At 72.9% G+C, this 26692-nt stretch carries 25 protein-coding genes and 1 pseudogene; 19 read left to right on the top strand and 7 right to left on the bottom strand.

Annotated elements, in window-relative coordinates:
- Window positions 1-10: 10 nt before the first annotated feature.
- The 4 genes from ABZ386_RS08900 (at window position 11) to ABZ386_RS08885 (ending at window position 4103) form a co-directional block, all read left to right on the top strand.
- Complete coding sequence (locus ABZ386_RS08900; RefSeq protein WP_358964335.1) at window positions 11-976, top strand: WYL domain-containing protein; 966 nt, start codon at window positions 11-13, stop codon at window positions 974-976.
- A gap of 1064 nt (window positions 977-2040) precedes the next feature.
- The gene (gene dhaK, locus ABZ386_RS08895) at window positions 2041-3033 is read left to right on the top strand and encodes a dihydroxyacetone kinase subunit DhaK (protein ID WP_356527968.1); all 993 of its coding nucleotides are present in this window, start codon (window positions 2041-2043) and stop codon (window positions 3031-3033) included.
- Window positions 3034-3082: 49 nt separating this feature from the next.
- A complete protein-coding gene (gene dhaL, locus ABZ386_RS08890) occupies window positions 3083-3682 on the top strand; it encodes a dihydroxyacetone kinase subunit DhaL (RefSeq protein WP_351344192.1) in 600 nt (199 codons plus the stop codon).
- A 1-nt stretch (window position 3683) separates the two neighbouring features.
- Complete coding sequence (locus tag ABZ386_RS08885) at window positions 3684-4103, top strand: PTS fructose transporter subunit IIA (protein WP_356503787.1); 420 nt, start codon at window positions 3684-3686, stop codon at window positions 4101-4103.
- Window positions 4104-4243: 140 nt separating this feature from the next.
- Here the strand turns inward: ABZ386_RS08885 and ABZ386_RS08880 are convergent, their stop codons facing one another.
- Window positions 4244-4927: a glycoside hydrolase family 75 protein gene (locus ABZ386_RS08880; RefSeq protein ID WP_356503633.1), complete on the bottom strand. Its 684-nt coding sequence runs from the start codon at window positions 4925-4927 to the stop codon at window positions 4244-4246.
- 437 nt (window positions 4928-5364) lie between these two features.
- Here ABZ386_RS08880 and ABZ386_RS08875 point away from each other — a divergent pair, with 437 nt between their 5' ends.
- Entirely contained in the window at window positions 5365-6348 is a 984-nt protein-coding gene (locus tag ABZ386_RS08875; RefSeq protein WP_358964333.1) for a fibronectin type III domain-containing protein, read from the top strand.
- 224 nt (window positions 6349-6572) lie between these two features.
- Window positions 6573-7112, top strand: coding sequence for a hypothetical protein (locus tag ABZ386_RS08870; protein ID WP_114250226.1), 540 nt, complete (start codon window positions 6573-6575; stop codon window positions 7110-7112).
- 96 nt (window positions 7113-7208) lie between these two features.
- Here ABZ386_RS08870 and ABZ386_RS08865 read toward each other — a convergent pair whose 3' ends face one another.
- From ABZ386_RS08865 to ABZ386_RS08855, 3 genes are all read right to left on the bottom strand, one after another.
- Window positions 7209-7769 carry a PadR family transcriptional regulator gene (locus tag ABZ386_RS08865; RefSeq protein WP_351344182.1) on the bottom strand — a complete coding sequence of 187 codons (561 nt, stop codon included), beginning with the start codon at window positions 7767-7769 and terminating at the stop codon, window positions 7209-7211.
- A 31-nt stretch (window positions 7770-7800) separates the two neighbouring features.
- Complete coding sequence (locus ABZ386_RS08860) at window positions 7801-9816, bottom strand: NADPH-dependent 2,4-dienoyl-CoA reductase (protein ID WP_355722615.1); 2016 nt, start codon at window positions 9814-9816, stop codon at window positions 7801-7803.
- Between the two features lie 119 nt (window positions 9817-9935).
- Entirely contained in the window at window positions 9936-10304 is a 369-nt protein-coding gene (locus ABZ386_RS08855) for a hypothetical protein (protein ID WP_114257243.1), read from the bottom strand.
- 253 nt (window positions 10305-10557) lie between these two features.
- Between ABZ386_RS08855 and ABZ386_RS08850 the strand changes: the two genes are divergently transcribed.
- Window positions 10558-12636 carry a SpoIIE family protein phosphatase gene (locus ABZ386_RS08850; protein ID WP_355722618.1) on the top strand — a complete coding sequence of 693 codons (2079 nt, stop codon included), beginning with the start codon at window positions 10558-10560 and terminating at the stop codon, window positions 12634-12636.
- A 6-nt stretch (window positions 12637-12642) separates the two neighbouring features.
- Here ABZ386_RS08850 and ABZ386_RS08845 read toward each other — a convergent pair whose 3' ends face one another.
- Window positions 12643-13446 (bottom strand): putative protein N(5)-glutamine methyltransferase, encoded by an 804-nt coding sequence (locus ABZ386_RS08845; protein WP_358964331.1) that lies wholly within the window; start codon window positions 13444-13446, stop codon window positions 12643-12645.
- A gap of 266 nt (window positions 13447-13712) precedes the next feature.
- Between ABZ386_RS08845 and ABZ386_RS08840 the strand changes: the two genes are divergently transcribed.
- From ABZ386_RS08840 to ABZ386_RS08810, 7 genes are all read left to right on the top strand, one after another.
- Window positions 13713-14174: a MarR family winged helix-turn-helix transcriptional regulator gene (locus ABZ386_RS08840; RefSeq protein ID WP_355722624.1), complete on the top strand. Its 462-nt coding sequence runs from the start codon at window positions 13713-13715 to the stop codon at window positions 14172-14174.
- A 65-nt stretch (window positions 14175-14239) separates the two neighbouring features.
- The gene (locus tag ABZ386_RS08835) at window positions 14240-14845 is read left to right on the top strand and encodes a sulfite oxidase-like oxidoreductase (protein WP_355722627.1); all 606 of its coding nucleotides are present in this window, start codon (window positions 14240-14242) and stop codon (window positions 14843-14845) included.
- On the top strand, window positions 14838-15593 hold the full coding sequence (locus ABZ386_RS08830) for a ferredoxin reductase (protein WP_355722630.1): 756 nt from the start codon (window positions 14838-14840) through the stop codon (window positions 15591-15593). The genes ABZ386_RS08835 and ABZ386_RS08830 overlap by 8 nt, the downstream gene beginning before the upstream one ends.
- Window positions 15594-15917: 324 nt before the next feature.
- A complete protein-coding gene (locus tag ABZ386_RS08825; RefSeq protein ID WP_351344163.1) occupies window positions 15918-16502 on the top strand; it encodes a hypothetical protein in 585 nt (194 codons plus the stop codon).
- Window positions 16503-16681: 179 nt separating this feature from the next.
- Entirely contained in the window at window positions 16682-17650 is a 969-nt protein-coding gene (locus ABZ386_RS08820) for an acetylxylan esterase (RefSeq protein ID WP_356503645.1), read from the top strand.
- Window positions 17651-17767: 117 nt separating this feature from the next.
- Entirely contained in the window at window positions 17768-19009 is a 1242-nt protein-coding gene (locus tag ABZ386_RS08815; protein ID WP_358964329.1) for a serine hydrolase domain-containing protein, read from the top strand.
- Window positions 19010-19139: 130 nt separating this feature from the next.
- Window positions 19140-19925 (top strand): GntR family transcriptional regulator, encoded by a 786-nt coding sequence (locus tag ABZ386_RS08810; protein ID WP_358964327.1) that lies wholly within the window; start codon window positions 19140-19142, stop codon window positions 19923-19925.
- Here the strand turns inward: ABZ386_RS08810 and ABZ386_RS08805 are convergent.
- A complete protein-coding gene (locus ABZ386_RS08805) occupies window positions 19861-20820 on the bottom strand; it encodes a helix-turn-helix domain-containing protein (RefSeq protein WP_356503651.1) in 960 nt (319 codons plus the stop codon). The genes ABZ386_RS08810 and ABZ386_RS08805 overlap by 65 nt on opposite strands.
- 178 nt (window positions 20821-20998) lie before the next feature.
- Here ABZ386_RS08805 and ABZ386_RS08800 point away from each other — a divergent pair, with 178 nt between their 5' ends.
- On the top strand, window positions 20999-21832 hold the full coding sequence (locus tag ABZ386_RS08800) for an alpha/beta hydrolase (RefSeq protein WP_356617572.1): 834 nt from the start codon (window positions 20999-21001) through the stop codon (window positions 21830-21832).
- Window positions 21833-21875: 43 nt separating this feature from the next.
- On the top strand, window positions 21876-22697 hold the full coding sequence (locus tag ABZ386_RS08795; RefSeq protein ID WP_356503655.1) for an alpha/beta hydrolase: 822 nt from the start codon (window positions 21876-21878) through the stop codon (window positions 22695-22697).
- Here the strand turns inward: ABZ386_RS08795 and ABZ386_RS08790 are convergent, their stop codons facing one another.
- The gene (locus tag ABZ386_RS08790; RefSeq protein WP_351344142.1) at window positions 22698-23423 is read right to left on the bottom strand and encodes a class I SAM-dependent methyltransferase; all 726 of its coding nucleotides are present in this window, start codon (window positions 23421-23423) and stop codon (window positions 22698-22700) included.
- Window positions 23424-23464: 41 nt separating this feature from the next.
- Here ABZ386_RS08790 and ABZ386_RS08785 point away from each other — a divergent pair, with 41 nt between their 5' ends.
- The 3 genes and pseudogenes from ABZ386_RS08785 to ABZ386_RS08775 form a co-directional block, all read left to right on the top strand.
- Window positions 23465-24292 carry a class I SAM-dependent methyltransferase gene (locus ABZ386_RS08785; protein WP_358964325.1) on the top strand — a complete coding sequence of 276 codons (828 nt, stop codon included), beginning with the start codon at window positions 23465-23467 and terminating at the stop codon, window positions 24290-24292.
- A 257-nt stretch (window positions 24293-24549) separates the two neighbouring features.
- A complete protein-coding gene (rho, locus tag ABZ386_RS08780; protein WP_358964324.1) occupies window positions 24550-25692 on the top strand; it encodes a transcription termination factor Rho in 1143 nt (380 codons plus the stop codon).
- A 111-nt stretch (window positions 25693-25803) separates the two neighbouring features.
- A pseudogene (locus ABZ386_RS08775) lies at window positions 25804-26688 on the top strand (serine hydrolase); the annotation flags it as partial.
- Window positions 26689-26692 lie beyond the last annotated feature (4 nt).

Below are 26692 nucleotides of genomic sequence, written 5' to 3'. Positions count from 1 at the left end.
AACTTGGTGTGTGACGCCAGACCGCTTCTTCTCCCTGATGCTGCTCCTCGCATCGAGGGATGCCCTGACCACACAGGAACTTGCCTCGGCGCTCGGGGTGTCCCTGCGAACCATCACCCGGGACCTGAACTGGCTTCGCGACGCCGGTCTGCCGGTGACCGCACAACGGGGCCGCCTCGGAGGCGTGACCATGCTGCCCGGGTCCGGGCTCGACCTCACGCGACTCACGCCGGGCGAGCGTGATCATCTCTCGCTCACCGGGCTGGACGAGAAGCAACGTGCGGAGCTCAACGCATCGGTCGAAAGCCGGCGCGCGCTCTCCAAGCTCGCCGCTACACAGTCACGTCGAGTCCATGAGCTGCTGCCGCTCACCGACGTAGTGCACGTGGACAGCCGTCCCTGGCTCCAGTCACGGGCTTCCGGCACGACTCCGGCCTCGCTGATCGGCCCAGTGCGGCGAGGTCGCCGGCTGCGGATCGAGTACGACAGCCCACGCGAGTCATGCCCACGCGACCTGGTCGTGGATCCCTACGGGCTGTTCGCCAAGGCCGGCATCTGGTATCTCGTCGCCGACTGTGCTCGCGTGCCACGGATGTACCGACTCGAACGGATCACGGCGTGGAAAGAAGTCGACCAGCCACGACGGATCCGCGAGAACCAGACCCTGGCCACCGTCGCTGCAGCACTCGTCGATCAGTGGGAACACAACCACGCGATAGAGGTCAGCGCCACCATCGACCAGACCCAGATCGAGCGAGCGCGACGGATCTTTGGCCAACGACTCGTCCGGGACGACCATGACGAATCCGCCACCGGCCACAAGGTGACGATCCGCTTCCTGCATCTGGAGGACGTGCGAGCACTACTGCCGTTCGGGAGCACCATCACGGTGCACGGCCCCACCGAAGCCAGGACTCACCTCCGCGACCTCGCCACCAGCCTTGCCCGCCACTATGCGCCGTCACCAACGTCCTGACCCGCAATACCAGTACGTCAAGCGAACGCGCTCCGGCTGCTGGCACAGACCGACTGCGGAGGGCTCGCCGGCCGCCTGCCCCGGACCTGTTGCAGATCTTCTCCGACTACACCAGGTGGGCGTTCGCCTGCAACGACGAGTGCTGCGACGAGGGCACCGCTGAACTGGCCGACGTGTACGTGCGGTCCTGCGCTGCGCCGAGGTCCCCGAGGCGCCGATCTACGTCGGCGACCGGTACGGGATCGTCCTGCGGGACCTGCACTGGACGCCACATCCTCCCCCTACAGGGGGCACGGTCGTGAGCCTCCTGTACGGCTACCTCCTCACCGAAGTCCGCCAGGCTGGCTTCGTGGCTGCGGACAGCGGCCGCTCGATGATCTTCGTCGAGCCGTCAGGGTCGAGACGGTATTCGAGCCGATATGGCGGAGGTAGCAGTGTCCGTCGTCAACATAGAACGCCTCGAATCCCTACCGGAGCGGTACTTGGTTGAGCTGACGAAGGGCATGAGGGCGGTCACCCCCTCGTTGAGGGCGTCAGCAGGGCTCATCAGATAGCCGATGAGCCGGCAGAAGGACTCGGGAGGCTGATCCGGGCCGCCGTGCGGCTCAGCCAGCATCGCTTCCAGCACGTCGGCAACCCAGCGATGCCGGGTCGACCCGTCGTGCTCCCAGTCAGTGCCGAGATCCGCGAAAAACTCATGACCGACCCCACCCCCTGCGCCACGCCAAGTCAACCGCACGCTCGTCTCGCCCATCATCATGTCCCGCGCAAGGTCAGGCCAGTACGCCGACACTGAGCAGTTGGGCACGCCCAAGAGCACGACGCCGTGACGTTCACTGCCGCAAGGTTGATACTTTCCGGCAGCAGCGCTCCGACCGGCCGCCACCGACCGACAACAGGGAACTGACACCCCGTCACCAAAGTCAGCATTAAGTCAGCATCAGTACCGCCAAGGACCGCCCCCGACCGCCAGGAACCGCCAAGATCGAAAACTGGCCTGCCGCACCCTGACCTGCAAAAATGAAGGTCAGAGGTACATCTGCTAGTCTCACCAGGAGGTACCCGTGAAGATGCTGATCAACGTCCCGGAGACCGTGGTCGCGGACGCGCTGCGCGGTATGGCGGCTGCCCACCCGGAGCTGACCGTGGACGTGGAGAACCGGGTGATCGTGCGGCGGGACGCTCCCGTGGCCGGAAAGGTCGCGCTGGTCTCGGGCGGAGGCTCGGGGCACGAGCCGTTGCACGGTGGATTCGTAGGTCCCGGAATGCTGTCGGCGGCCTGTCCCGGCGAGGTGTTCACCTCCCCGGTGCCCGACCAGATGCTGCGCGCGGCCGCCGCCGTGGACAGCGGCGCAGGTGTGCTGTTCATCGTGAAGAACTACACCGGTGACGTGCTCAACTTCGACATGGCCGCCGAGCTGGCCGAGGACGAGGGCATCCAGATCGCGAAGGTGCTGGTCAACGACGACGTGGCGGTGACCGACAGCCTCTACACGGCGGGGCGGCGCGGTACGGGCGCCACCCTGTTCGTGGAGAAGATCGCGGGTGCCGCCGCCGACGAGGGCATGCCGCTGGAGCGGGTGGAGGCCATCGCCCGGCAGGTCAACGAGAACTCCCGCAGTTTCGGTGTCGCGCTGAGCGCCTGCAGCACGCCCGCCAAGGGCAGCCCCACCTTCGATCTGCCGCCCGGCGAGCTGGAGTTGGGCATCGGCATCCACGGCGAACCCGGCCGGGAGCGGCGGGCGATGATGACCTCCGGCGAGATCGCCGAGGTCGCCGTCGAGGCGGTGGTGTCCGACCTCCGGCCGCGCAATCCGGTGCTGGTCCTGGTCAACGGCATGGGCGCGACGCCGCTGCTCGAGCTGTACGGCTTCAACGCCGAGGTGCACCGGGTGCTCGCCGAGCGCGGTGTCGCGGTGGCCCGGGTCCTGGTGGGCAACTACGTCACCTCCTTGGACATGGCGGGCGCCTCGCTCACCCTGTGCCAGGTCGACGAGGAACTGCTGCGGCTGTGGGACGCGCCGGTGAAGACGCCGGGGCTGCGCTGGGGCGTGTGAGACACAAGGGGTAGAGGATCACCACGTACCTACCAGGCAAGGAGATCCAGTGCTCGACGCCGATTTCTTCCGCCGTTGGATGACGGCGACCGCCGCGTCCGTCGACCGCGAGGCGGAACGGCTCACCGCCCTCGACTCCCCCATCGGGGACGCCGATCACGGCAGCAATCTCCAGCGCGGGTTCACGGCCGTGGCGGCCGCCCTGGAGAAGGAGGCCCCCGGCACGCCCGGCGGGGTCCTCACCCTGGCCGGGCGCCAGCTGATCTCGACGGTCGGCGGCGCCTCGGGGCCGCTGTACGGGACGCTGCTGCGCCGCACCGGCAAAGCGCTCGGGGACGCCGCCGAGGTCAGCGCGGAGCAGCTGACCGAGGCGCTGCGGGCCGGGGTGGACGCGGTCATGACGCTCGGCGGTGCCGCACCGGGCGACAAGACCATGATCGACGCGCTGGTGCCCGCGGTGGACGCGCTCGGCGAGTCGTTCGCGGCGGCGCGGGCCGCGGCGGAGGAGGGCGCCGTGGCGACGACGCCCCTGCAGGCGCGCAAGGGCCGGGCGAGCTACGTGGGCGAGCGCAGCATCGGGCACCAGGATCCGGGGGCCACGTCCTCGGCGCTGCTGATCGCCGGACTCGCGGAGGCCGCCGGTGAGTGACGTGAGTGACGGGAGTGACGAGCGGCTCGTGGGGATCGTGCTGGTGTCGCACAGCGCGGAGGTGGCCGCGTCGGTCGCCGCGCTGGCGAAGGGGCTGGCGGGCGGCGGAACGGCGGTGCCGGTCGCCCCGGCGGGCGGCACCGAGGGCGGCGGGCTCGGCACGAGCGCCGAACTGATCGCCGCGGCGGCCGCGTCCGTCGACCGCGGTGCCGGGGTCGCCGTCCTGACCGACCTGGGCAGCGCGGTGCTCACCGTGAAGGCGCTGCTCGCCGAGGGCGACGAACTCCCGGAGGAGACGCGGCTGGTGGACGCCCCGTTCGTGGAGGGCGCCGTGGCCGCGGTCGTCACGGCGGCCACCGGGGCGGATCTGGCGGCGGTGGAGTCGGCCGCCGCGGAGGCGTACACGTACCGGAAGGTGTGAGACACGGATGCGGCCGGGCCCGCCACAGCGGCGGTGCGCCCGGCCGCAGATATGCCCGACCGCAGGCGTGTCCGGCCGCAGGCGTATCCGACCGCAGGCGTGTCCGACCGCAGGTGTGCCCGTGACGGGCCGTCAGCCGCTCAGTCCCTGCCCACGAACCGTCTGACCAGGCGCTCTCCCGCCGCCACGGCCGCCGCGTGGTCCTCGATGGGGGACACCCGGCTGTTCTTGAAGACGATGTAGGTGACGCCGGAGGGCGCGCCGCCGCCATGCGGGTCGGGGCGGATGCCGATCGCCTTGGCGGCCGCGTAGGACGCTTCCCCGATGATGCCCTGCGGGCCCGTGTCGCCGACGACCGCGTACCGCACTCGGTCGCGGTACACGACGGCGACGACCGAGCCGCCGGTCACGCCGTGCTTCCGGTAGTCCCAGATGCGGCTCGGTGCCGGTACGACGATGAAGGGCAGGTTCTCGGCGCTCAACGGCCGCCCGTCGGACTGGGCGTAGGCCGTGCTCGCGGCGAAGTACGGGTCGGTACGGCGGTTGCAGCGGGGTCCCGGACGGCCGTCGCAGTCGATGTCCATGTCGGCCTTCCAGAACACGGCGTCGCGTGTGCCGCAGACCGGGATGTCGGCGGGTGCGCCCTGGTCGCTGCGGTACCGGCCGCGGGAGACGGGAGCGCAGTCTGTCAGCCGGGCGAGCAGGTCGGCGGCGCGGACGGGGTTGTCGCGCCAGGCCACCGACTGGGACGCGGTGGCGGGCGGTGTCGTCGGGGCGAGCAGGGCGGCGCTGGCAGCGGCCAGTGTGAGGGACCGGACACGCACGATACGGGAGCCTCTCCTAGGAACCTGACGGGCACTCAGCCCAATCTGGCCCCGGGCCAGTCACGCGGCCACCGCTGGAGGGCCGGACGGTGCACGGCCCCAACCTCCGACAGGGGCCGGGCGCCTGAGTCCGTGTGAGACCCGGGCCGCCCGGCCACCCGCGCCGGCGCGGGATCTGCGACGACAGCGGTCCGCGCGACAGGCCCGAACTCCCTGGTGTCCGCCAGGTGTTCGGCCGTGAGGAACTTCAGCATACGTAACTCTCCCGAGTGGTCACGCACGGCGGGGTGACGCATGCGCGGGCCGCTCCCTCGCCGCGCGCCCGGGGCGTCCCTCCTCCGTCGAACTCCTCCCGCACCGCCCTCTTGATGTGGTCGCGTCAGTCGCGCCATATTGGTCCGGACCATTCCCGAGCGCCGCTCCCGGGAGGCAGTGCCGTGCGAGGCCGTTCCGCTCCGCTCTCTCTCCTTCGCCGTGTCGCGCTCTGCGGGTGTCTCGCGCTGGTGGCCTCCTGCGGCTGGGCCGGTGCGGACGACGGGCACGGCGGTGCTCCGCCCGGTGCGCCGACGGGGGTGACCGCCACCGCGGGCAGCGCGACGAGCGTGCACGTCATGTGGAACGCCATCCCTGAGGCCGACGGCTACGAGGTGTATCGCGGCACCACGAAGGTCAGGGAAGTGCCGGGTTCGGAGCACATGGTGGATGTCACCAGGCTCCGCCCCTCCACGCGGTATGCCTTCACGGTGCGGGCGCGGGACGCCGACGGGCGGCTCGGGCCGCGCAGCCGGGAGGTCCGGGCGAGGACACCGGCGGCCGTCGCGGACGACCGCTCCGCACCGGCGCGCCCCTCGGCGCTCAGCGGGCGGCCCGCCGGAAGCCGGGCGGTGCAGCTGTCCTGGTCCGCCTCGGCGAACGCCCGGGACGTGGTGTCGTACGACATCCACCAGGGGGACACGAAGATCCACAGCGTGGGTGGCGGCCAGACGGTCACCGTCGTCACGGGGCTGCGCCCCGGCACGTCCTACTCGTTCACCGTCCGGGCCCGGGACGCGGCGGGCAACGTCTCCCCCGCCACCCCCGCCGTCCGCCTCACCACCCCGGGCAGCGGCGACGGACGTGCCACGGCCCCCACCGGCTTCCGGGCGACGAGCCACCGTGAGGGCGGGGCGTACTACGTCGATCTGAGCTGGGTGCCGCCGCGCGTGGACGGCGAGGTCGCCGAGTACCAGCTCCACCTGGACGGCCGCCCCGTCACGTCCCTGGTGTTCGGCGGGCGTGCCCCGCGTGACCGGGCGACGTACAGCTTCTACGTGGGGCGTGAGGCCGGTGTCAGCCATCGTGTCCGGATCCGGGCGATGCTGCCGGACGGCAGTTGGGGCGGCTTCTCCGCGGAGCGGACGGTGACGACGCGCCCGCGGTGACCGCCCGCGGTGATCGCCCACGCTGATCGCCCGCGATGATCGCCCGCGGTGATGACGTGCCGGTCCGGCGTCGGCCGGGCGGTGGACGTCGTCACCTGCACGGTGGCGCCCGGCGTGCGGCCCGGGCCCGGGGCGCCTTGGCTGACCCTGAGGCAGCACGGGCGTTCCCGATCCTCGGCGGCGCTAGGGATGTACCGCCAACCGTGCCGCCGGAGGGCAGTCACATGCGCAACTCATCGTCAGTTCTCCGCTCCGGCCTGACCGTGGCCGCCGCCGCGCTGCCCCTCGCCCTGGCGGCGGTGCCCGCTGCCGCGGGCCCGGGCATCTCCGTGAGCACCACGGGCTCCACGGTCTCGGTCACGACCAGTACATGCACCCAGGTCAACGGCAGCTGGGGCACCGCCTCGCTTCTCACCAGCAGCCAGGGCAGCTTCGCCCAAGGGCGGCAGGTGACCCTGTCGGGGACGTCCACCAGTCAGTCCGCCGCCTGGTCGAACGTCACCCCGGGCACGTACACCGTCATCGTCATCTGCTCCGACGGCACCACCGCGGGCACCCAGTCCGTCGTCGTCTCCCCCGCCCCCTCCCCCACGCGGTCCCCGTCCCCGACCGCCTCGCCGTCCCGCGGCGTCATGGGCGGGGTCGGCGGTTCGTCGACGGACTACGGCACCGTCACCCTGGTGGCGGGCGGCACGCTGGTCGGCACGGGCCTCCTCGCGACGGCCTGGTACCTGCGCCGGCGCAACAAGCCGTACCGGCTCTGATCCGGTACGGACGGCGGTCCGCCCTGCCGAAGCGCTCCGGCCGGGCGGGCCGCTGTCACGTCGTCGTCCGGCCGGACGGGCGTAGGCACACCCTCGTCAGGCCGGACCGGCCGGCCCGCCGTCCGGGAGCTCGGCGAAGTCCGCCAGAGCGCGCCTGAGCCACTGGGTCCAGAACGTCTCCAGGTCGATGCCGGCCCGCAGCACCAGGTGCCGCAGCCGGTCCTCGGCGCTGTCCCGGCCGGGCGGGAAGTCGCGCTGCTCGATCTCCTCGTACTCGGCCAACTGCCTCTCGTGCAGCTCCAGATGGCGGCGCAGATCGGCCTCCAGGCCCGCGGTGCCGACCACGGCCGCCGCCCTCAGCCGCAGCAGCAGCGGGTCGCGGTGCGGCTTGGGGTCCTGGGAGGCGGCGGTCCAGCGGGCCAGTTCGGCGCGGCCCGCGGGCAGGACTTCGTAGCTCTTCTTCTGCCCGCGGGCCGGCTGCTCGGACGGCAGGGCCCTGATGAGGCCGTCGGCCTCCAGTTTTCCCAGCTCGCGATAGATCTGCTGGTGCGTCGCCGACCAGAAGTAGCCGATGGACCGGTCGAACCGGCGGGTCAGCTCGAGCCCGGACGACGGCTTCTCCAGGAGGGCGGTGAGGATCGCGTGCGGGAGTGACATGGAGTCATCCTAGGGACGGGCCGCCCGCCCCCTACAGGGCCGCCGCCAGCTCGGTGCCCTGCTTGATGGCGCGCTTGGCGTCCAGTTCGGCGGCCACGTCCGCTCCGCCGATGAGGTGGGCGCTGCGCCCGGCGGCGAGCAGTTCCTCGTACAGGCCCCGGCGCGGTTCCTGGCCCGTGCACAGCACGATGGTGTCGACCTCCAGCACCGTGCTCTCCTCGCCGACCGTGACGTGGAGCCCGGCGTCGTCGATCCGGTCGTAGCGCACGCCCGGGACCATGGTGACGCCGCGGTGCTTGAGTTCGGTGCGGTGGATCCAGCCGGTGGTCTTGCCGAGGCCGGCGCCGACCTTGGACGTCTTGCGCTGGAGCAGGTGGACGGTGCGCGGCGGGGCGGGCCGCTCGGGCGCGGCGAGGCCGCCGGGGGCGCGGTAGTCGAGGTCGACGCCCCACTGGCGGAAGTACGTCTGCGGGTTCTCGTGGGCCTTGTCGCCGCTGTCGGTGAGGTACTCGGCGACGTCGAAGCCGATGCCGCCCGCGCCGAGGATCGCGACCCGGTCGCCGACGGGGGCGCCGTCGCGCAGGACGTCGAGGTAGCCGAGGACGCTCGGGTGGTCCACGCCGGGGATGTCGGGGGTGCGCGGGGTGACGCCGGTGGCGACGACGACCTCGTCGTAGCCGTCGACGTCCGCGACCGTGACGAGCGTGTTCAGCCGGACGTCGACGCCGTGCCAGTCAAGCTGGGTGCGGAAGTAGCGGAGCGTCTCGTCGAACTCCTGCTTGCCGGGGACCTTGCGGGCGACGTTCAGCTGGCCGCCGATCTCGCTCGCCGCGTCGAAGAGGGTCACGTCGTGCCCGCGCTCGGCGGCGGAGACCGCGCAGGCCAGCCCCGCCGGTCCGGCGCCGACGACCGCGACGCGCTTGCGCAGGCGGGTCGGGGAGAGCACGAGTTCGGTCTCGTGGCAGGCCCGCGGGTTGACCAGGCAGGAGGTGATCTTGCCGCTGAAGGTGTGGTCGAGGCAGGCCTGGTTGCAGCCGATGCAGGTGTTGATGGCCTCCGGCTTGCCGGCGGCGGCCTTGGCGACGAAGTCCGGGTCGGCGAGCATCGGCCGGGCCATGGAGACCATGTCGGCCGCGCCCTCGGCGAGCAGTTCCTCGGCGAGGGCGGGGGTGTTGATGCGGTTGGTGGTGACGAGCGGCACGGACACCTCGCCCATCAGCCGCTTGGTCACCCAGGTGTAGGCGCCGCGCGGCACGGAGGTCGCGATGGTGGGGATGCGGGCCTCGTGCCAGCCGATGCCGGTGTTGATGATCGTCGCCCCGGCCGTCTCGACGGCCTTGGCGAGGGTGATCACCTCGTCGAGCGTCGAGCCGCCCGGGACGAGGTCGAGCATGGACAGCCGGTAGACGATGATGAAGTCCTCGCCGACCGCCTCGCGCACCCGGCGCACGATCTCCAGGGGGAACCGCATGCGGTTCTCGTACGAACCGCCCCAGCGGTCGGTGCGCCGGTTGGTCTGCGGCGCGGTGAACTCGTTGATGAGGTAGCCCTCGGAGCCCATGATCTCGACACCGTCGTAGCCGGCCTGCCGGGCGAGGCGGGCGGCACGGACGTAGTCCTCGATCGTCCGCTCGATGTCGGCGTCGGTGAGCTCGCGGGGCGGGAAGGGGCTGATCGGCGCCTGGAGCGGGCTCGGGGCGACCAGGTCACGGTGGTAGGCGTAGCGGCCGAAGTGCAGGATCTGCATCGCGATCCGCCCGCCCTCGCGGTGCACGGCCTCGGTGATGACCCGGTGCTGCTCGGCCTCCGCCTCGGTGGTGAGCTTGGCGCCGCCCTCGTAGGGCCGGCCCTCCTCGTTGGGGGCGATGCCGCCGGTGACGATCAGGCCCACTCCCCCGCGGGCGCGGGCGGCGTAGAAGGCGGCCATGCGCGCGAAGCCGCCCTCGGCCTCCTCCAGGCCGACGTGCATGGAACCCATCAGGACGCGGTTGGGCAGCGTCGTGAAGCCCAGGTCGAGGGGGGTCAGCAGGTGCGGGTAACGGCTCATCGGGCCCTCCGTGCGCGGTGTCGTACCCGCAGTTGTAGAGGACTACCGACGGTTTATGCAACTAGTTGCATAAGGTGATGGAGGGCACAGTGACCCAGGGCACAGCGGGGCACAGGCGCTCAGCGACTCTGCAGGCGCACGTGCAGTTCCTTCTCCTGGTCGCCGGAGACCGTGCTCAGGTCGTGCACGTCGAACAGCGAGTCCAGCGTGGTGCGGAACCGCTCGATCGCCCAGTAGCCGCCGTGCAGGTCGGCCTCGACGGAGGACGACAGCCGGGCCGGCCGCGCGCCCTCGTGCTCGTCGGCGACGTCGAAGGTGCCGAGCCACACGGTCGGGCGCGTCTCGTGCAGTTCCTCGGGGACGTCGTCGGCGCACCGGTCGGACTCGAAGCAGGCGCACAGCGTGTCGAACACGATCCGGGCGTCGTCCTTGCTGCACCCGCTGATCTCCACCGAGACGGAGTGGGGGTGCGGTCGCTCGTGGTTCATCGCCATCGTGATCGCTCCTCTCGCGGCCACCACATGCCGTATCCGCCCCTACCCCAGCAAAGCACCACCTTCCGGCGAGCACTACCGGCAGTGCCCCTGCCGTGGTGGCGGTTCTTGCGGGGCGGCCCGCGCCGGGTTGGGAGATGGTGGTAGGTGACGGAAGGGGCCTCGGAGGGACGGCTCCGCGCGGTAGAACATGGGGTGTCGGCACCGTGACGGCGTGCCGCGAGGATCGGCGATTGCGGGGCGTGGGATGAGTGCAGCCGAGTATCCCGAGTCCGAGGGCGTCGAGCCGGTGCGCGGGTCCGCGCGGCCGAGCGGCCTGCTCGACGTCCTGCGCGTGGCCTCGGTGGTGCTGGACGCCGAGGGCCGGATCGTGCTGTGGAGCCCACAGGCCGAGGAGCTGTTCGGGTACGAGGCGAGGGAGGCGCTCGGGCAGTACGCCGCCCGGATCATGGTCCACGAGCAGCACATCGACCTGGTGGTCAAGCTGTTCGCCGATGTCATGGGCACCGGGCAGAGCTGGGCGGGTGCCTTCCCCGTCCGGTGCAAGGACGGCAGTACGCGGCTCGTGGAGTTCCGCAACATGCGCCTGCTGGACGACCAGGGCGACGTGTACGCGCTGGGGCTGTGCGCCGACCAGTCGACCGTGCACCGGCTGGAGCGGGACGTGGCGCTGTCGACGCGGATGATCGCGCAGTCCCCGATCGGGCTGGCCGTCCTCGACACGGAGCTGCGGTACGTCTCGGTCAACCCCGCCCTGGAGGAGATCAACGGCGTGCCGGCCGAGGAGCACCTGGGCCGCACGGCCCGCGAGGTGGTGCCGCTGATGGACGTCGACGCCCTGGAGAGCGCGGCGCGCCGGGTGCTGGACACCGGCCGGCCCGTCGTCGACCAGTCCACGATCGGCCGCACCCCGGCCGATCCCCACCAGGACCACGCCTGGTCGATCTCGCTGTACCGGCTGGAGAACGCCTTCGGGACGGTGCTGGGCGTGGCCGTCTCGATCGTCGACGTCACCGAGCAGTACCGGGCGGGCATCGAGGCCGAGGCCGCCCGGCGGCGCCTGGCCCTGATCGCCGACGCCTCGGGGCGGATCGGCACGTCCCTGGACCTGGACCGCACGGCCCGCGAACTCGCCGACGTGGCCGTACCGGAGCTCGCCGACATCGCGGCCGTCGACCTGCTGGACGCGGTGGTGCAGGGCCGGCGCACCAGCCTCGGCCCCACCGAGGCGGCCGTGATCCGAGCGCTGGCCGTCCAGGGGTACGACTCCGCCGAGGCGCTGGAGGCGGCCGACCCTCCCGGGCAGGCGGCCCGGTACGCGCCCGACCGGCTCGTCACCGAGTGCGTGCGCACCGGCAGACCGGTGATGCTGCCGGAGGTCGAGGACGAGGACCTGGTGCGCATCGCGCGGTCCCCGGAGGCGGCCGAGCTGCTGGGGCGGGCCGGGGTGCACTCCTATCTGGCGGTGCCGCTGATCGCGCGCGGCGAGGTGCTGGGTGCCCTGGACCTCAAGCGCACCCGCAATCCGCTGCCGTTCACCGAGGACGACCTGCTGCTGGCCCGCGAGCTGGCCGCCCGGGCCGCCGTGCAGATCGACAACGCCCGCTGGTACCAGGGCGCCCGCGACACCGCGCTCACCCTCCAGCGCAGCCTGCTGCCCAGCCATCCGCCGGTGACGGGCGGGCTGGAGGTCGCCTCCCGCTACCAGCCGGCCGGGGCCACGAGCGAGGTGGGCGGCGACTGGTTCGACGTGATCCCGTTGGACGGCGGCAAGACGGCGCTGGTCGTGGGCGATGTGATGGGCAGCGGCATCCCCGCGGCGGCGGCCATGGGCCGGCTGCGCACGGCGACCAACACCCTCGCTTCCCTGGACCTCGATCCGGCCGTGCTGCTGGAGCACCTCGACAGGATCACCACGGGGCTGGAGCAGGCCATCGCCACCTGCGTGTACGCCGTCCACGACCCGCACCTGCGGCAGTGCCGGATCGCCAACGCCGGGCATCTGCCGCCGGTGCGCGTGCGGGCCGGCCGGCCGCCGGAGCTGCTCGACCTGCCGACCGGTGTGCCGCTCGGCGTGGGCGGCGTCGCCTTCTCCACGACCACCGTCGACCTCGAACCCGGCGACCGGCTGGTGTTCTACACCGACGGACTCGTCGAGACCCGCCGCGACCCGCTCGACGAACGGCTCGACACCCTGCTGTCCCTGCTCGACGGCCCCGACCGGCCGCTGGAGGAGGTCTGCGACCTGCTGCTGCGCACGCTGCACGAGCCGGACAACTTCGACGACGTGGCGCTGCTCATCGCGCGGGCGACCGCTCCGGACTGACCGACGCTACGGTCTGACGCCGATCACCACATGGGCGTGCCGTTCCTCCGAGACGGCCACGGAGGCCGTCAGACCGTTGCGCTCGAAGGCGGTGACGGCGGCCGGGGCCTGGTGCCGGCTCGTCTCGACCAGGACACAGCCGCCGGGCGCGAGCCAGTGAGGGGCCTCGGCGGCGACGCGGCGCAGGACGTCGAGGCCGTCCGCGCCGCCGTCCAGGGCGACCAGCGGCTCGTGGTCGCGGGCCTCCAGGGGCAGCAGCCCGATCTCGCCGCTGGGGACGTACGGCACGTTGGCCGCGAGGATGCCGACCCGGCCACGCAGCTCGCCGGGCAGGGCCTCGAACAGGTCGCCCTGGTGGACGTGGCCGCCGGCGGCGGCGACATTGCCCCGGGCGCAGCGCACGGCGGCCGGGTCTATGTCGGCGGCGTGCAGTTCGACGGGGCCCAGTCCGGCGGCCAGCGCCGCGCCCACGGCGCCCGAGCCGCAGCACAGGTCCACGACGACGGTCGAGCCGGGCGCCCGGTCCAGGGCCTGCTCCACCAGGAACTCGGTGCGGCGGCGCGGCACGAAGACGCCGGGTTCGATCGTGATGCGCAGACCCGCGAACTCGGCCCAGCCGACGACGAGTTCGAGGGGTTCGCCCGCGACGCGGCGCGCGGTCATGGCGGCGGCCTCGGCGGGCGTGCGCGCGGTGGTGAGGATCAACTCGGCCTCGTCCTCGGCGAAGACGCAGCCCGCGGAGCGCAGGGCGTCGACGACGGAGTCACGGGACGGCGGCGTGGACGGTGGTACGGGAGAAACGGACGGCATGGAAGCCCAGAGCCTTTCGGGAACCGAAGGGCGCTCCGGCGGACGCCTACGGTCGGCGATCCGCGCGACATCGAGAGGAGAGCACCCGAGCTGACACAGCGGTAATGGGTCTCACCTCCCCGGCTTCGCACGGCTGGGTCCGTCCACAGCCGGCGGCCACACTACCCGACGGGCCGGTCGCCCGGCACGGCACGGTGCTCGCCGGGGCAACTGGTTGGATCATGCAACCATGGGAGGGGACGCAGCAGCGCCGTGAGGGAGGTCCCGTGCACACAGCCGACGCCGTGGAGACCATCCAGCGGGAGATGACGGTCTTCGCCCGCCGCGCCCGTGCCGCGGCCGGGCGGATGCACCCCGAGCTGTCGCTGGTGTCGTACACGCTGCTCGGGCACCTGGAGGAGAGCGGCGGGTGCCGCGCCACCGACCTGGCCGCCCACTACGCCCTGGACAAGTCCACGGTCAGCCGCCAGGTGGCCGCGCTGGAGCGTGCCGGCCTCATCGAGCGCCGCCCCGACGCGCAGGACCAGCGGGTCCAGGTGCTGCACCTGACGCGGGCCGGGCGGCGCATCCTGGCCCAGGTCACCGAGAGCCGCCGGGCGGCCTTCCGGGAGCGGCTGGCGCACTGGCCGGCGGCGGATCTGGCGCGGTTCGCCGACTACCTCGTGCGGTACAACGCGTGGCCCGAGGGGCAGGGCCAGGACGCACGGCCGCACGGCACGTACGGTTGAATACGCAATCACTGAGTTCGCCGGCCGGCGGGGCACCGCCGGCCCGGCCCCGGAGGCACCACCCCATGCACATCACCCGAGGCTTCACCGGGCGACCGCGCGTCGACGACCCCGGTCTGCCGCCCGGCCAGTACGACGCCGGTGACGACTGGCCGGTCCTGTCCGCCGAGGTCACGCCCGATCTCGCACCCGCCGACTGGACGTTCCGCGTCGACGGTCTGGTGGCCGAGCCCCGCACCTGGGACTGGGAGGAGGCGCACCGGCTGCCGTCGTCGGCGTACGAGGGCGCCATCCACTGCGTGACGAGCTGGTCGAAGTTCGGTGTGCGGTTCGCGGGCGTGTCCCTGGACGCCTTCCTGGATGTGGTCCGGCCCCATGGGTCGGCGACCCATGCCGTCGCCTACTCCCACACCGGCTACACGACGAACCTCCCGCTCGCCGACCTGACCGGCGGGCGCGCCTGGATCGCGTGGGAGTACGACGGCCGGCCGCTCGCCCCCGAACACGGCGGCCCGGCGCGGCTGCTGGTGCCGCACTTGTACTTCTGGAAGAGCGCCAAGTGGATCGCGGGTCTGCGGATCCTCGACCACGACGAGCCGGGCTTCTGGGAGCGGAACGGCTACCACGAGCGGGGCAACCCCTGGGAGGAGCAGAGGTACTCCGGTGACTGAGACCTTCGTTCCGCCCACGCGGTTCGCCGTGCCCGGGCGCATCGCCGTGAGCGAGCAGGCCGCCTCCGTGTGGCAGACCGCGACGCTGACCGAGATCCGCCGGGAGACCCCGCGGGCCTCCACGTTCCGGTTCGCCGTGCCCGGTTGGCCGGGTCATGTGCCCGGCCAGCACCTGATGGTGCGGCTGACCGCCGAGGACGGTTACACGGCCCAGCGCCACTACTCGATCGCCTCCGCGCCGGACGCCTCCGGGCACGTCGAGCTGACCCTGGATCACGTCGAGGGCGGTGAGGTCTCGGGCTGGTTCCACACCGTGGCCCGGGTCGGCGACCGGGTCGAGGTACGGGGCCCGGTGAGCGGCTTCTTCGCCTGGCCGGGCGACCGGCCCGCGCTGCTGATCGGCGCCGGCTCCGGCGTCGTGCCGCTGATGTCGATGGTCCGCCACCACCGGGCGCGGAACCTGGCCGTGCCGCTGCGGATGCTGGTGTCCGCGCGCAGCCCGGAGGAGCTCATCTATGCCCGGGAGTTGGGGGCGGAGACGACACCCGTCTTCACGCGGCGGGCACCGGAGGGTGTGCCGGTGGGACGTATGGCGGCCGCCCATGTGGCGCCGCTCCTGGCCGAGCAGCCTCCTGGTGGGTGGGAGGCCTATGTGTGCGGCTCCAACTCCTTCGCAGAGCACGCTTCCCGCCTGCTCGTGACGGCCGGTCAGCCGGTGGACCGCATCCGGATCGAGCGCTTCGGCTGACCCCGACGGGGGCTGCTGCTCCCGGTGTTGCCGCGGCCCGTGGCGTGTCCCCTGCCACAGGGCGGAGCCCGGTGTTTCGCCCCGGCCGGTCCGGGCACCCCGGCCGCAGGGCTTCGCCCTCCCGTGCGGCGTTGCGCCTCCGTACGGCGTGGGCCGAGCCGGCCCGTCAGGCGGCGACGAGGCCGTGAGCGATCGATGTGCGTCGGAGGGGGTACCAGATCCGTGTGGACACTCGCACGTGTGGCGTGACGCGAAGGGAGCGGCGGCGCCGCCACCGCACCACCGGTCCGGCCCTCCGGCAGCGGTGACGGCGAGGAGGTCGACATGCGAACCCGGGTGCCCGGCTGGCGATGGCGGCGCAGTCCGCTGCGGCGCCGGTCGGACGTCGTCGAGGCGTGGACGGTGCTGGTGGTCGCCGTCCTGGTTTCGGTGGTCGCGCCGCTGGTGGGAGTGGCGGCCGCCGTGTGGGCCCACGGCGAGGCGCGGTCGGTCTCGGCGGAGCAGCGCGCCGAGCGGCATCGCGTACGCGCCGAGGTGGTCGACCGGAACGGCGGCCCACTGCCGTCGGTGCAGGCCGGCGGGCAGCAGGCCTACCGGGCGACCGTGCGCTGGACGGAGCCCGGCGAGGGCACGCGCACGGCGACGGCACGGGTCTCCGCGGGCACCCGGCCGGGCGAGGCCGTCGATGTCTGGTTCGACTCCCGGGGGCGGAACGTGAATCCGCCGGTGGACGGCACCGCGGTCTGGCAGCACACCCTCTCGATCGGCACGTGCGCCACGGGCGGTGCGGTGCTCGTGGTGCTGCTCGGCCACGGCCTCGTCCGCCGGGTGGCCATGCGCCGGCGGCTGGCCGAGTGGGAGCGGGCCTGGGCCCGTACGGAGCCGGAGTGGACGCATCGCGACGCGTGAGGCGACCGTGCCCGCAGACGCACCCGCCCCCGGTGCTCCGTGCCAGTGTTCTGCCCTCCCTGCGCAGGCGCCGTCGAAGGGCGCAGACCGCTGGAAAGCCCTGCCGTTCCTCCGGCCGCCCCCGTAATGTGATCATCTGCACCGTCTTCGCAGCCGCTCCTCACCCAAGGTGGTCCTGCATGGCACTGTTCGACCTTCCTCTCGACGAACTCCGTGAGTACCGCAGCGCGTCCGCCGAGCCCGAGGACTTCGACGCGTTCTGGTCCAAGACCCTGCAGGAGGCGCGCGAGCACGACCTGGACGCCCGCTTCGAACCGGTCGACACCGGCCTGTCCACCGTGCAGGTGCTCGACGTGACGTTCGCCGGTTTCGGCGGCCATCCGGTCAAGGGCTGGCTGACCCTGCCGGCCGGGGCGGAGGGCCCGCTGCCGCTGGTCGTGGAGTTCATCGGTTACGGCGGAGGGCGCGGGCTGCCGCACGAGCACCTGCTGTGGGCATCCTCGGGCCGGGCGCACTTCGTGATGGACACCCGCGGGCAGGGCAGCGCCTGGGGCGCGGGCGGCGGCACGGCGGACCCGGTGGGCGGCGCGCCCGCCTACCCCGGTTTCATGACGCGCGGCATCGACGCGCCGGAGCACTACTACTACCGCCGGGTGTTCACGGACGCGGTGCGTGCCGTGGAGGCGGCCCGTTCGCACCCCCTCACCGACCCGGCGCGCACGGTGGCCGTCGGTTCGAGCCAGGGCGGCGGCATCACGATCGCGGTCGGCGGCCTGGTCCCGGACCTCGCGGGCATCGCCCCGGACGTGCCGTTCCTGTGCGACTTCCCGCGCGCGGCGACGCTCACGGACCGCCACCCCTACCGGGAGATCGGCCTCTACCTCAAGACGCACCGCGGCCGCACCGATGAGGCCCTGCGCACCCTGTCCTACTTCGACGGCGTCCACTTCGCCGCCCGCGGCCGGGCCCCCGCGCTCTTCTCGGCCGCCCTGGAGGACCAGACCTGCCCGCCCTCCACCGTTTTCGCGGCCTTCAACGCCTGGAGCCACGAGGACAAGGCGATCGAGGTGTACGACTTCAACGACCACGAGGGCGGCGGTCCCTTCCAGGAGGCGGCCAAGCTGCGCTGGATGCGCTCGTACATCTGATCCGGCCGTTCCCCGCCGACGGGCTTCCACCTTGGTCCGACCAGTCGGTACGTTCTTGGCGCCCGGGCCGCGAGAGGGCGGCCCGGGCCCGAGACGACCGGCGGAGGGGTGGGGCCCATGCCCGAGCACGAGGTAGCCGAGCACAAGACATCCGAGCCCGAAGCATCCGAGCCTGGGACGCCCGAGAACGCGGCGCCCGAGCGCGAGGCGCGGGTGCACGGTCACTGCGACGAGCGCTTCGCGGCGGTGCGCGAGGCCTTCGAGGAGAACTTCCGGGAGCGGGGCGAGCTGGGCGCGGCGGTGACCGTCATCGTCGGCGGCCGGACCGTGGTGGACCTGTGGGGCGGCTGGGCCGACGCGGCACGCTCCCGGCCGTGGGAGCGGGACACGCTGGTCAACGTGTGGTCCACGACCAAGGGCCCGGTGGCGCTGTGCGCGCACGTCCTCGTCGACCGGGGGCTGCTCGACCTCGACGCGCCGGTGGCCGCGTACTGGCCCGAGTTCGCCGCGGCGGGCAAGGAGAAGGTCCTCGTACGGCACCTGCTGTCCCACCGCGCCGGCCTGGCCGGGCTGCGGGAACCGCACTCCCTGGAGCAGCTCTGCGACTGGGAGCTGACCACGCAGCGGCTCGCGGCTACAGAGCCCTGGTGGGAGCCGGGCACACGCTCCGGCTACCACGCGCTCACCTACGGCCACTTGGTCGGCGAGGTCGTCAGGCGTGTGTCGGGACTGCGGCCGGGGGCGTTCCTCGAGCGGGAGGTGACCGGGCCGCTCGGCATCGACTTCACCATCGGCCTGCCGGGGAAGGACTACGGCCGGGCGGCCGAGCTGGTCCAGCCGCCGGTCGCGACGACCAGTGAACAGGCCGCGGTCTTCGCGCAGTTGACTCCGGCGGCGATCGCCGCGGTGACCAACCCGGCGGTGTCGGCCGCCGCGGCCGGCACACCCGGCTGGCGGGCCGCCGAGATCCCCGCGGCGAACGGGCACGGCACCGCCCGCGCGGTCGCCGAGCTGTACGCCGTCTTCGCGGGGCGCGGCGTCTACGGCGGTCACCGCGTTCTCTCCTCCGAGGCTGCCGAGCGGGTGCGCGAGAGTCAGGGCAGGTGCCTGGACCTGGTGCTCGGCGCCGGGCTCGCCGCCGAGACGGAGGCGGGGCTCGGACTCTGGCTCAGCGGGACCAACGGCTCCTACGGACCCAACCCGCGCGCTTTCGGACACGACGGCTTCGGCGGCTCCTGCGGGCTCGCCGACCCGGAGGCGGAGGTGTCCCTGGGCTATGTGATGAACCGGATGGGGCCTCATATCGCGGACGACCCACGGAAGATGGCGCTGGTGGACGCCCTGTACGGCGCGCTGTGACGGTGAGCGCGGGCGGTCCGGTTCCGGCCGAACCGCCCGGCCGCCCTTCCCTGCTGGTTTAGACCAATGCTAGACCTGGTGGCGCACCGAGCCCGCACGGCTACCGCACGTCACCGACAGGAGGCGCGGCATGGCCCGCACCACCCCGCCCGACCACCCGCTGACCGAAGAGGAGCCCCTGTACCGACGGATCGCGTCGGAGCTGCTCGGCGAACTGCGCGACGGCACCGTCCCACCGGGTGAACGCCTGCCGGGGGAACGGCGGTTGGCCGGGCACTTCGGGGTCAGCCGGGAGACCGTGCGGCAGGCCCTGGAGCTGCTGCGCCGGGACGGCCTCGTCGCCACCGACCGGCGCGGCAGCCACGCGACCCTGCCCGGCCCGCCCGTCGAGAGCCCTGCCTCGCTCACCTTCCCGGTCGGTGCCCGCGCCGCGACACCGGGCACCGTCTCCCGCGCCACCGTCGTCTGGGAGCCGCCCTCGCCGGACCACGCAGAGGCGCTGGGGCTGGCCCCGGGACGTCCGACGCTGATCCACCGCTACCGGTACGCGACCGCCGACGGGCGCGGGCTGCGGACCGCCGTGACATCCTTCTCCGCCGTGGCGCTGGCGGAGGTCGAGGAACTGGCCCGCTATCGCGACCGCGCCGACGGCACGGCGGCCGCGCAGCTGCGGCGGGCCTACGACTGGATGCGCCGGGCCGGCCTGACCCTGCACCACCGCGACACCATCACCCGGTCCGCGAGCACGCCGTCGGTGCGGGTCACCCGCCGGGTGCACGACCAGTACGCGCGTCCGCTGGAGATCACCGACCTCGTCGTGGACGCCCGGCAGGACGCGCTCGTCTACGAGTTCACTCTGCCGGGCCGGACTGCGCGGCCCGCCACCGCCGGGGCGTCACGCCGTACGCCGCCTTGAAGCGGCGCGTGAAGTGGCTCGGGTCGGTGAACCCCCAGGCGCGGGCGACCGACGCGACGGTCCGGGTGCGCCCTGCCGGGGAGACCAAGCTGGCCCGGGCGCCCTCCAGCCGCTGCTCGATGATCCACTGCTCCAGGCTCAGCCCGGCACGCGCGCACAGGCGGTACAGGGCGCGCACGGAGATGCTGTGGGCGTGTGCGATACGGGCGGGCGTGAGGTCCGGCTCCGTCAGATGCGTGCGCGCGTAGGCGAGGACGCGCTGGAGCAGCGACTCGGCCAGCGCGGGCCGGGCGTAGGCGTCCACGCCGGCGGCCGAGGTGAGCAGCGCGCGCACGAGTTCCACGGTGGCCGAGCCGAGGGCGGCGGCGCCCGGGTCGCCGGCGAGGGTGTCGGCGTCGGCCTGGAGGCGGCCGATGTGCGCGCGGACCAGGTCGTACAGCGGACTGGCCCGCAGCCGTTCGGCGCCCCGGCGGACGATGCGCGGCGGCACGCCGAGGGCGTCGTACGGCACCTGGAGCGCCTGTGCGCCGCCGCGGCCGGACCAGGCGAAGTCGTAGGGGATCGTCAGGTCGTTGAGCATCAGCTCGCCGGGCGCCACCCGTTCCTGCCGGCCCGACTGGCCGAACCGGCCCGTGCCGCGGACCTGGAGGGACAGGGAGACCATCGGCGCGCCTTCGAGGCGCAGGTAGCGGGGGCTCCGGCTGACGGCCCAGCCGGACGAGCCGCTGGTGAAGAGCGCCAGCTCGCCGAAGTGCCACCGCTCCATGCGTGCGAACGCCCGCTCCCCGCCCTCCTCCATCCTGACCAGCGACGGCACGGACGCGGTGAGCAGGGCGGCCCGGAACGCCTCCACCCGCTCGTCCACCGGTAACTCGCTTGTGTCCAGAAGGATCATCCCCAGTCCTCTCCGCCCCCGGCACGGTGAGTCGAGGACCGGGCACCCAGGGCCGATCCGCCGACCGTCTCCGCTGCCAGTATCGGCCAGAGGTGAACGCCCTGTGCACGTTTACCAGGGTGGCCGTGACCGACCACGGGTCTCCGTGACCGACACCGAGTCCAGGGGGAACGACCGTATGACCACGCATGACGAGGAGCTGATCGAGCGGGCCGACGCCGCCGGCCGCACGCCCGTCGTCTTCGTCCACGGACTGTGGCTGCTGCCCAGCAGCTGGGACCGCTGGGCGGACCACTTCGAACGGGCCGGGTACGCCCCGGTCTCGCTGTCCTGGCCGGACGACCCGGACACCGTCGAGGAGGCCAACCGGCACCCCGAGGTCCTCGCCGGCAAGACGGTCGGGCAGGTCGCCGACCATCTGGCGGCACTGATCGGCGGCCTCAAGCGCAGGCCGGCGGTCATCGGTCACTCGTTCGGCGGACTGCTCACGCAGATTCTCGCCGGGCGGGGCCTGTCCGCCGCGTCGGTCGCCATCGACCCGGCGCCGTTCCGGGGCGTGCTGCCGCTGCCCGTGTCGTCGCTGCGCGCGGCGGCGCCGGTGCTCACCAACCCGGCGAACCGCAACCGTGCCGTGCCGCTCACGTTCGACCAGTTCCGGTACTCCTTCGCCAACGCGGTCAGCGACGAGGAGGCGCGGCAGCTGTACGAGACGTTCGCCGTACCTGCGCCGGGCGCGCCGCTGTTCCAGGCGGCCACGGCGAACCTCGACCCGTGGACCGAGGCGAAGGTCGACACCGAGAACCCGGAGCGCGGTCCGCTGCTGATCATCTCCGGAGAGAAGGACCACACCGTGCCCTGGGCGCTGTCGAACGCCTCCTACAAACGCCAGCGGCGCAATCCCGGAATCACGGAGATCATCGAGATCAAGGGCAGGGGCCACGCCCTGACCATCGACCACGGCTGGCAGGAGGTCGCGGACACCGCGCTGACGTTCGTACGGCGTTTCGTCTGATCGTCTGCCGCCGCCCCCGCCGACCCCCGCCGAGAGGATGCACATGAGTACGTTCACCACGTCCGACGGGACCGAGATCTACTACAAGGACTGGGGCGAGGGGCCAGCCGTGGTGTTCAGCCACGGCTGGCCCCTCAACGCCGACGCGTGGGACGGGCAGGCCCGCCTGGTCGCCGAGCACGGCTTCCGCGCGATCGCGCACGACCGCCGGGGGCACGGCCGCTCGGGCCAGCCGTGGCAGGGCAACCACATGGACCGGTACGCCGACGACCTGGCCGAGCTGATCGAGTCGCTGAACCTGAACGACGCGGTCCTGGTGGGCCATTCGACCGGCGGCGGCGAGGTGGCCCGCTACATCGGGCGGCACGGGACCGCGCGGGTCGCCAAGGCCGTGCTGCTGGGCGCGGTGCCGCCGCTGATGCTGCGGACGGAGACCAACCCGGAGGGCACCGCGAAGGACGTCTTCGACGGGATCCGCGCGGCCGTGGCGGCGGACCGCTCGCAGTTCTACTGGGAGCTGAGCGAGAGTTTCTACGGCTTCAACCGGCCCGGGGCCGCCGTCTCGGAAGGCGTGCGGCGCGCGTTCTGGCTGTGGAGCATGCAGGCCGGGCTGAAGGGCGCCTACGACTGCGTCGCCCAGTTCTCGGAGACCGACTTCACCGAGGACCTGGGGCGGATCGATGTGCCGACGCTGGTGGCGCACGGCGACGACGACCAGATCGTGCCGATCGCCGCCTCGGCCCAGCGCACCGCCCAGCTGGTCAAGGACGCGACGCTGAAGGTGTACCCGGGCGCCCCGCACGGCCTGGTGGGCGACTTCGAGAAGGCGTTCAACGACGATCTGCTGAACTTCCTGCGCGGCTGACTAGCCCGGGGGCCGGGCGGCGACGAGACGCACCCGCGGGCTGCCGTCCCGGCGCCGCCCGAACTCCGGCAGCGCGTACAGCTCCACCCGGAAACCGGCCTCCGCGAGCGCGCGCAGGACGTCCCCGAAGCGGACCGCGCGGTAGTACATGACGAACGGCGGCCGCCACAGGGCGTTGCGCACCCGCATCACCGTGTCGAAGCCGAGCAGCATCCCGTGGCCGAGCGAGCCCGGGCGGGGCGGGGCGACCAGCGGGAAGGCGAAGCAGCCGCCCGGCCGCAGCACGGAGCGGACCTGCGCGAACAGCCCGGGCACCTCGCGCGGCAGGAAGTGCCCGAAGGCCCCGAAGCTGACCACCAGGTCGAAGGCGGGTGCGAAGGGCAGGGCGCGGGCGTCGGCGCGGACGAAGGAGACCGGCGGCCCCGCCGGCCGGGCCCGCTGCCGGGCCACGTCGAGCATGCCCGCGCTGAAGTCGACGCCGGTGACGCGCTCCCGGCACACCCCGGCCAGCACGCCGATGCCCGCGCCGGTGCCGCAGCACAGGTCGAGCCCGGCGTCGAAGGGCCCCATGCGCCGCAGTGCCGAGCCGACGGCGTCGAGCACGGCGTCGGGCGTCCGGAAGGGCGTGTGGTCGAACTTCGGCGCGAGGAGGTCGTAGCCGCGTTCGACGGACGACAGCGCCTGGACGGCGAGTTCGCGCAGACTGGGGCCTTCGGGGCTGAACATCGACTCAGCCTAGGCCAGTGCGCTGTGTTTGGATGTCTGCCATGACGTCCGCCGAGCACGACCGGCTGATGCGGGTCAACCAGGCCAACTGGGACGCCCGTACGCCCGTCCACCTCGCCAGCCGGTTCTACGGTCTCGACCAGGACCTCGATCCCGAGCGCTGGTTCGCGCCCTTCGAGTGGGAGGACCTCGGCGATCTGGCCGGCCGTGACGTGCTGCACCTGCAGTGCCATCTCGGCACGGAGGCGATCGCGTTCGCCCGGCGCGGGGCCCGGGCCGTCGGCCTCGACTTCTCCGCGGCGTCCGTGGCCGCCGCGAGCGGCATCGCGGAGCGGGCCGGAGCCGACGTGACATACGTCCGGGCGAACGTGTACGACGCCGTGGAGGCCCTGGACGGGCGGCGGTTCGACGTCGTGTACACCGGCAAGGGCGCGCTGTGCTACCTGCCCGACCTGGAGCGGTGGGCGCGGACCGTCGGGCGACTGCTGCGGCCGGGCGGCCGGTTGTACGTCGTCGAGTTCCACCCCCTGCTCAACTCCCTCGGCCCGAAACCCGCTCCGGGCGAGGGTCCCGAACTGCTGCTGCGCCACGACTACCTGGGCGGCGGTGGTCCGGTGCACCGGGACGCGACCCACACGTACACGGACGGCCCGGCCGTCGAGGGCGCCACGGACAGTTACGAGTGGATGCACGGAATCGGAGAGGTCGTCAACGCGTTGACCGGAGCGGGACTGGCCGTGCGGCGACTGCGCGAGAGCGACGAACTTCCCTGGCCGCGCTGGCCCCGGATGGTCCGTACGGAGTACGGCTGGTGGCGGCTGCCCGAGCCGCGGATCCCCCTGCTGTACGGGCTCCTGGCCACGCGCTGAAACCCGTTCCCCTCGCCCGGCGCGTCGTCGGGTGATAGCCTGGAGACAGCACTCGTGCACGCCCCTGTCTGTGGGCGCCGGTGCGGTTCTGCATTTCGCTCTCTCTCTCCTTTCCAGCATCCTGATGTGCTCTGTCGTAGCCGAGGTGCTGTTCCCCGCCGCCAGAGGCGTGCCCCAGGCCCCTCCCCTCGCGGCCCTCTCCCCTTCCCTTCCCTTCGCATGTCCCAGGCCTGCCGTCCGTGAAAGGACACCCCACCATGACCACCACACTCGACACCCCGCCCGTCCAGCAGCACACCGAGCCCCGGACCGCCGCCGGCGTCCTCGACATCGACCCGGGCGGGAAGGGGCACCTGCGCGCCGAGGACGGTCTGCCCACGCCCGCCGACCCGGCCGTCTCCCCCGCCCTGATCCGCCGTCACGGCCTGCGCAAGGGCGACCTCGTCGAGGGCCCCCTCGGCGACCGGCGCGGCCTCACCGACGTCGTACGGGTCGACGGCCGTGCGCCCGCGGACCTGCGCGGCCGCCGGCACTTCCAGGACCTGACGCCGCTGCACCCGCACGAGCGGCTGCGCCTGGAGCACCCGGCCGCCGGGCTCGCCGGGCGGGTCGTCGACCTGATCGCGCCGGTCGGCAAGGGCCAGCGCGGGCTCCTCGTGGCCCCGCCCAAGACCGGCAAGACCGTCCTCCTCCAGCAGCTCGCGGCGGCCGTCACCGGCAACCACCCCGAGTGCCGGCTGATGATGCTGCTGCTCGACGAGCGGCCCGAGGAGGTCACCGACATGCTGCGCTGTGTGCGGGGCGAGGTGTACGCCTCGACCTTCGACCGCAGCGCCAAGCAGCACATCGCGCTCGCCGACCTCGTGATCGAGCGGGCCAAGCGGCGCGTCGAGGCCGGCGAGGACGTCGTCCTGCTCCTCGACTCGCTGACCCGGCTGTGCCGGGCGCACAACAACGCGGCCGCTTCCGGGGGCCGCATCCTCACCGGAGGCGTCGACGCGTCCGCGCTGACCGGCCCCAAGCGGTTCTTCGGCGCCGCCCGGTCGGCCGAGGAGGGCGGTTCCCTCACCATCCTCGCCACCGCCCTGGTGGAGACCGGCTCCCGGGCCGACGACTTCTACTTCGAGGAGCTGAAGAGCACCGGCAACATGGAACTCCGCCTGAGCCGCGAACCGGCCTCCCGCCGCCTGTTCCCCGCCGTCGACATCACGCCCTCCGGCACCCGGCGCGAGGAACTCCTGCTGCCGCGAGGCGAGTTGGCCGCCATGCACGGTCTGCGGCGCGTGCTGCAGGGCCGGGACGGGCAGGGCGGTCTGGAGACCCTCCTGGATCGGATGCGCGAGACACCGGACAACGCGACGTTCCTGCGGCGCATCCAGCCGACACTGCCCGCGGACTGACGGACGCACCCGAGCCGAGTGCGAGGCCGTCCGTGCGGCATCCGGGTGCTCGCGCGCCGTCTGCGGCCCGGTCGTCGCCGTACGGAGCACAACCGTTTCTACGTTGATCATATGATCATCGGATTCTCTTCCCGGGCTGTCGTGTCAGCCGGTGCGCTCTGCGCGGCGTGCCTCCTGGCCCTGGTGCCCGCCGCTGCGGCCGACCCCGGCGGGGCGGAGCCCAGTGCCCCGGCCGGGCCCAGGGCGGCGGCCCCGCACCCCTCGCTGCTGCACCGCCCCGGCGTCCAGGTCCGCCCGCGCGCCGGGGCGCCCCGCGTCCCGGCGGTCTCCGCCCTGTCCTGGCTGGTCGCCGACGCCCGCACCGGCGAGGTGCTCGCCGCCCGCGACGCCCACCGCAGGCTGCCTCCGGCCAGCACCCTGAAGACCCTGTTCGCCCTCACGGTGCTGCCGTCGCTGCCGGCGGGCATCCGGCACACGGTCCGCGCGGAGGAACTCCGGGGCATCGGCGCGGGCAGCAGCCTGGTCGGAGTCACCGAGGGCCGTACGTACCGGGTCGCCGACCTGTGGCGCGGGGTCTTCCTCAACTCGGGCAACGACGCCGTGCGCGTCCTGGCCGAACTCAACGGCGGCTGGCGGGCCACCGCCGAGCGGATGCAGGCCAAGGCCCGGTCGCTGGGCGCCCTCGACACCCGCGTGGTGTCACCGGACGGCTACGACGCCCCGGGCCAGGTGTCGTCGGCCTTCGACCTGGCCGTCTTCGGCGCCGTGGGGCTGCGCAACCCCGACTTCGCCCGGTACTGCGCCACGGTCGAGGCCAGGTTCCCGGGCGGCGGCGACTGGTCGTACCCGATCCGCAACACCAACCGGCTGCTGAGCGGCGCCCGGGGCGTGGAGCCGTACCCGGGGCTGATCGGCATCAAGAACGGCTATACCAGCAAGGCGGGCAGCACGCTCGTCGCGGCGGCGCGCCGGGACGGGCGCACCCTGGTCGTGACGGTGA

The sequence above is a fragment of the Streptomyces sp. NPDC006140 genome, assembly GCF_040628815.1.
Lineage (GTDB): Bacteria > Actinomycetota > Actinomycetes > Streptomycetales > Streptomycetaceae > Streptomyces.
The sequence above is the reverse complement of the archived record's forward strand: the minus strand, read 5'-3'. Positions and strand labels throughout refer to the sequence as shown.

Bases quoted from the DNA above. Each gene is read 5' to 3' on its own strand.
- ABZ386_RS08870 (WP_114250226.1), top strand. From the start codon at position 6,573: ATGCGCAACTCATCGTCAGTTCTCCGCTCCGGCCTGACCGTGGCCGCC.
- ABZ386_RS08865 (WP_351344182.1), bottom strand. From the start codon at position 7,769: ATGTCACTCCCGCACGCGATCCTCACCGCCCTCCTGGAGAAGCCGTCG.
- ABZ386_RS08860 (WP_355722615.1), bottom strand. From the start codon at position 9,816: ATGAGCCGTTACCCGCACCTGCTGACCCCCCTCGACCTGGGCTTCACG.
- ABZ386_RS08855 (WP_114257243.1), bottom strand. From the start codon at position 10,304: ATGAACCACGAGCGACCGCACCCCCACTCCGTCTCGGTGGAGATCAGC.
- ABZ386_RS08850 (WP_355722618.1), top strand. From the start codon at position 10,558: ATGAGTGCAGCCGAGTATCCCGAGTCCGAGGGCGTCGAGCCGGTGCGC.
- ABZ386_RS08845 (WP_358964331.1), bottom strand. From the start codon at position 13,446: ATGCCGTCCGTTTCTCCCGTACCACCGTCCACGCCGCCGTCCCGTGAC.
- ABZ386_RS08835 (WP_355722627.1), top strand. From the start codon at position 14,240: ATGCACATCACCCGAGGCTTCACCGGGCGACCGCGCGTCGACGACCCC.
- ABZ386_RS08825 (WP_351344163.1), top strand. From the start codon at position 15,918: ATGCGAACCCGGGTGCCCGGCTGGCGATGGCGGCGCAGTCCGCTGCGG.
- ABZ386_RS08820 (WP_356503645.1), top strand. From the start codon at position 16,682: ATGGCACTGTTCGACCTTCCTCTCGACGAACTCCGTGAGTACCGCAGC.
- ABZ386_RS08815 (WP_358964329.1), top strand. From the start codon at position 17,768: ATGCCCGAGCACGAGGTAGCCGAGCACAAGACATCCGAGCCCGAAGCA.
- ABZ386_RS08810 (WP_358964327.1), top strand. From the start codon at position 19,140: ATGGCCCGCACCACCCCGCCCGACCACCCGCTGACCGAAGAGGAGCCC.
- ABZ386_RS08805 (WP_356503651.1), bottom strand. From the start codon at position 20,820: ATGATCCTTCTGGACACAAGCGAGTTACCGGTGGACGAGCGGGTGGAG.
- ABZ386_RS08800 (WP_356617572.1), top strand. From the start codon at position 20,999: ATGACCACGCATGACGAGGAGCTGATCGAGCGGGCCGACGCCGCCGGC.
- ABZ386_RS08795 (WP_356503655.1), top strand. From the start codon at position 21,876: ATGAGTACGTTCACCACGTCCGACGGGACCGAGATCTACTACAAGGAC.
- ABZ386_RS08790 (WP_351344142.1), bottom strand. From the start codon at position 23,423: ATGTTCAGCCCCGAAGGCCCCAGTCTGCGCGAACTCGCCGTCCAGGCG.
- ABZ386_RS08785 (WP_358964325.1), top strand. From the start codon at position 23,465: ATGACGTCCGCCGAGCACGACCGGCTGATGCGGGTCAACCAGGCCAAC.
- rho (WP_358964324.1), top strand. From the start codon at position 24,550: ATGACCACCACACTCGACACCCCGCCCGTCCAGCAGCACACCGAGCCC.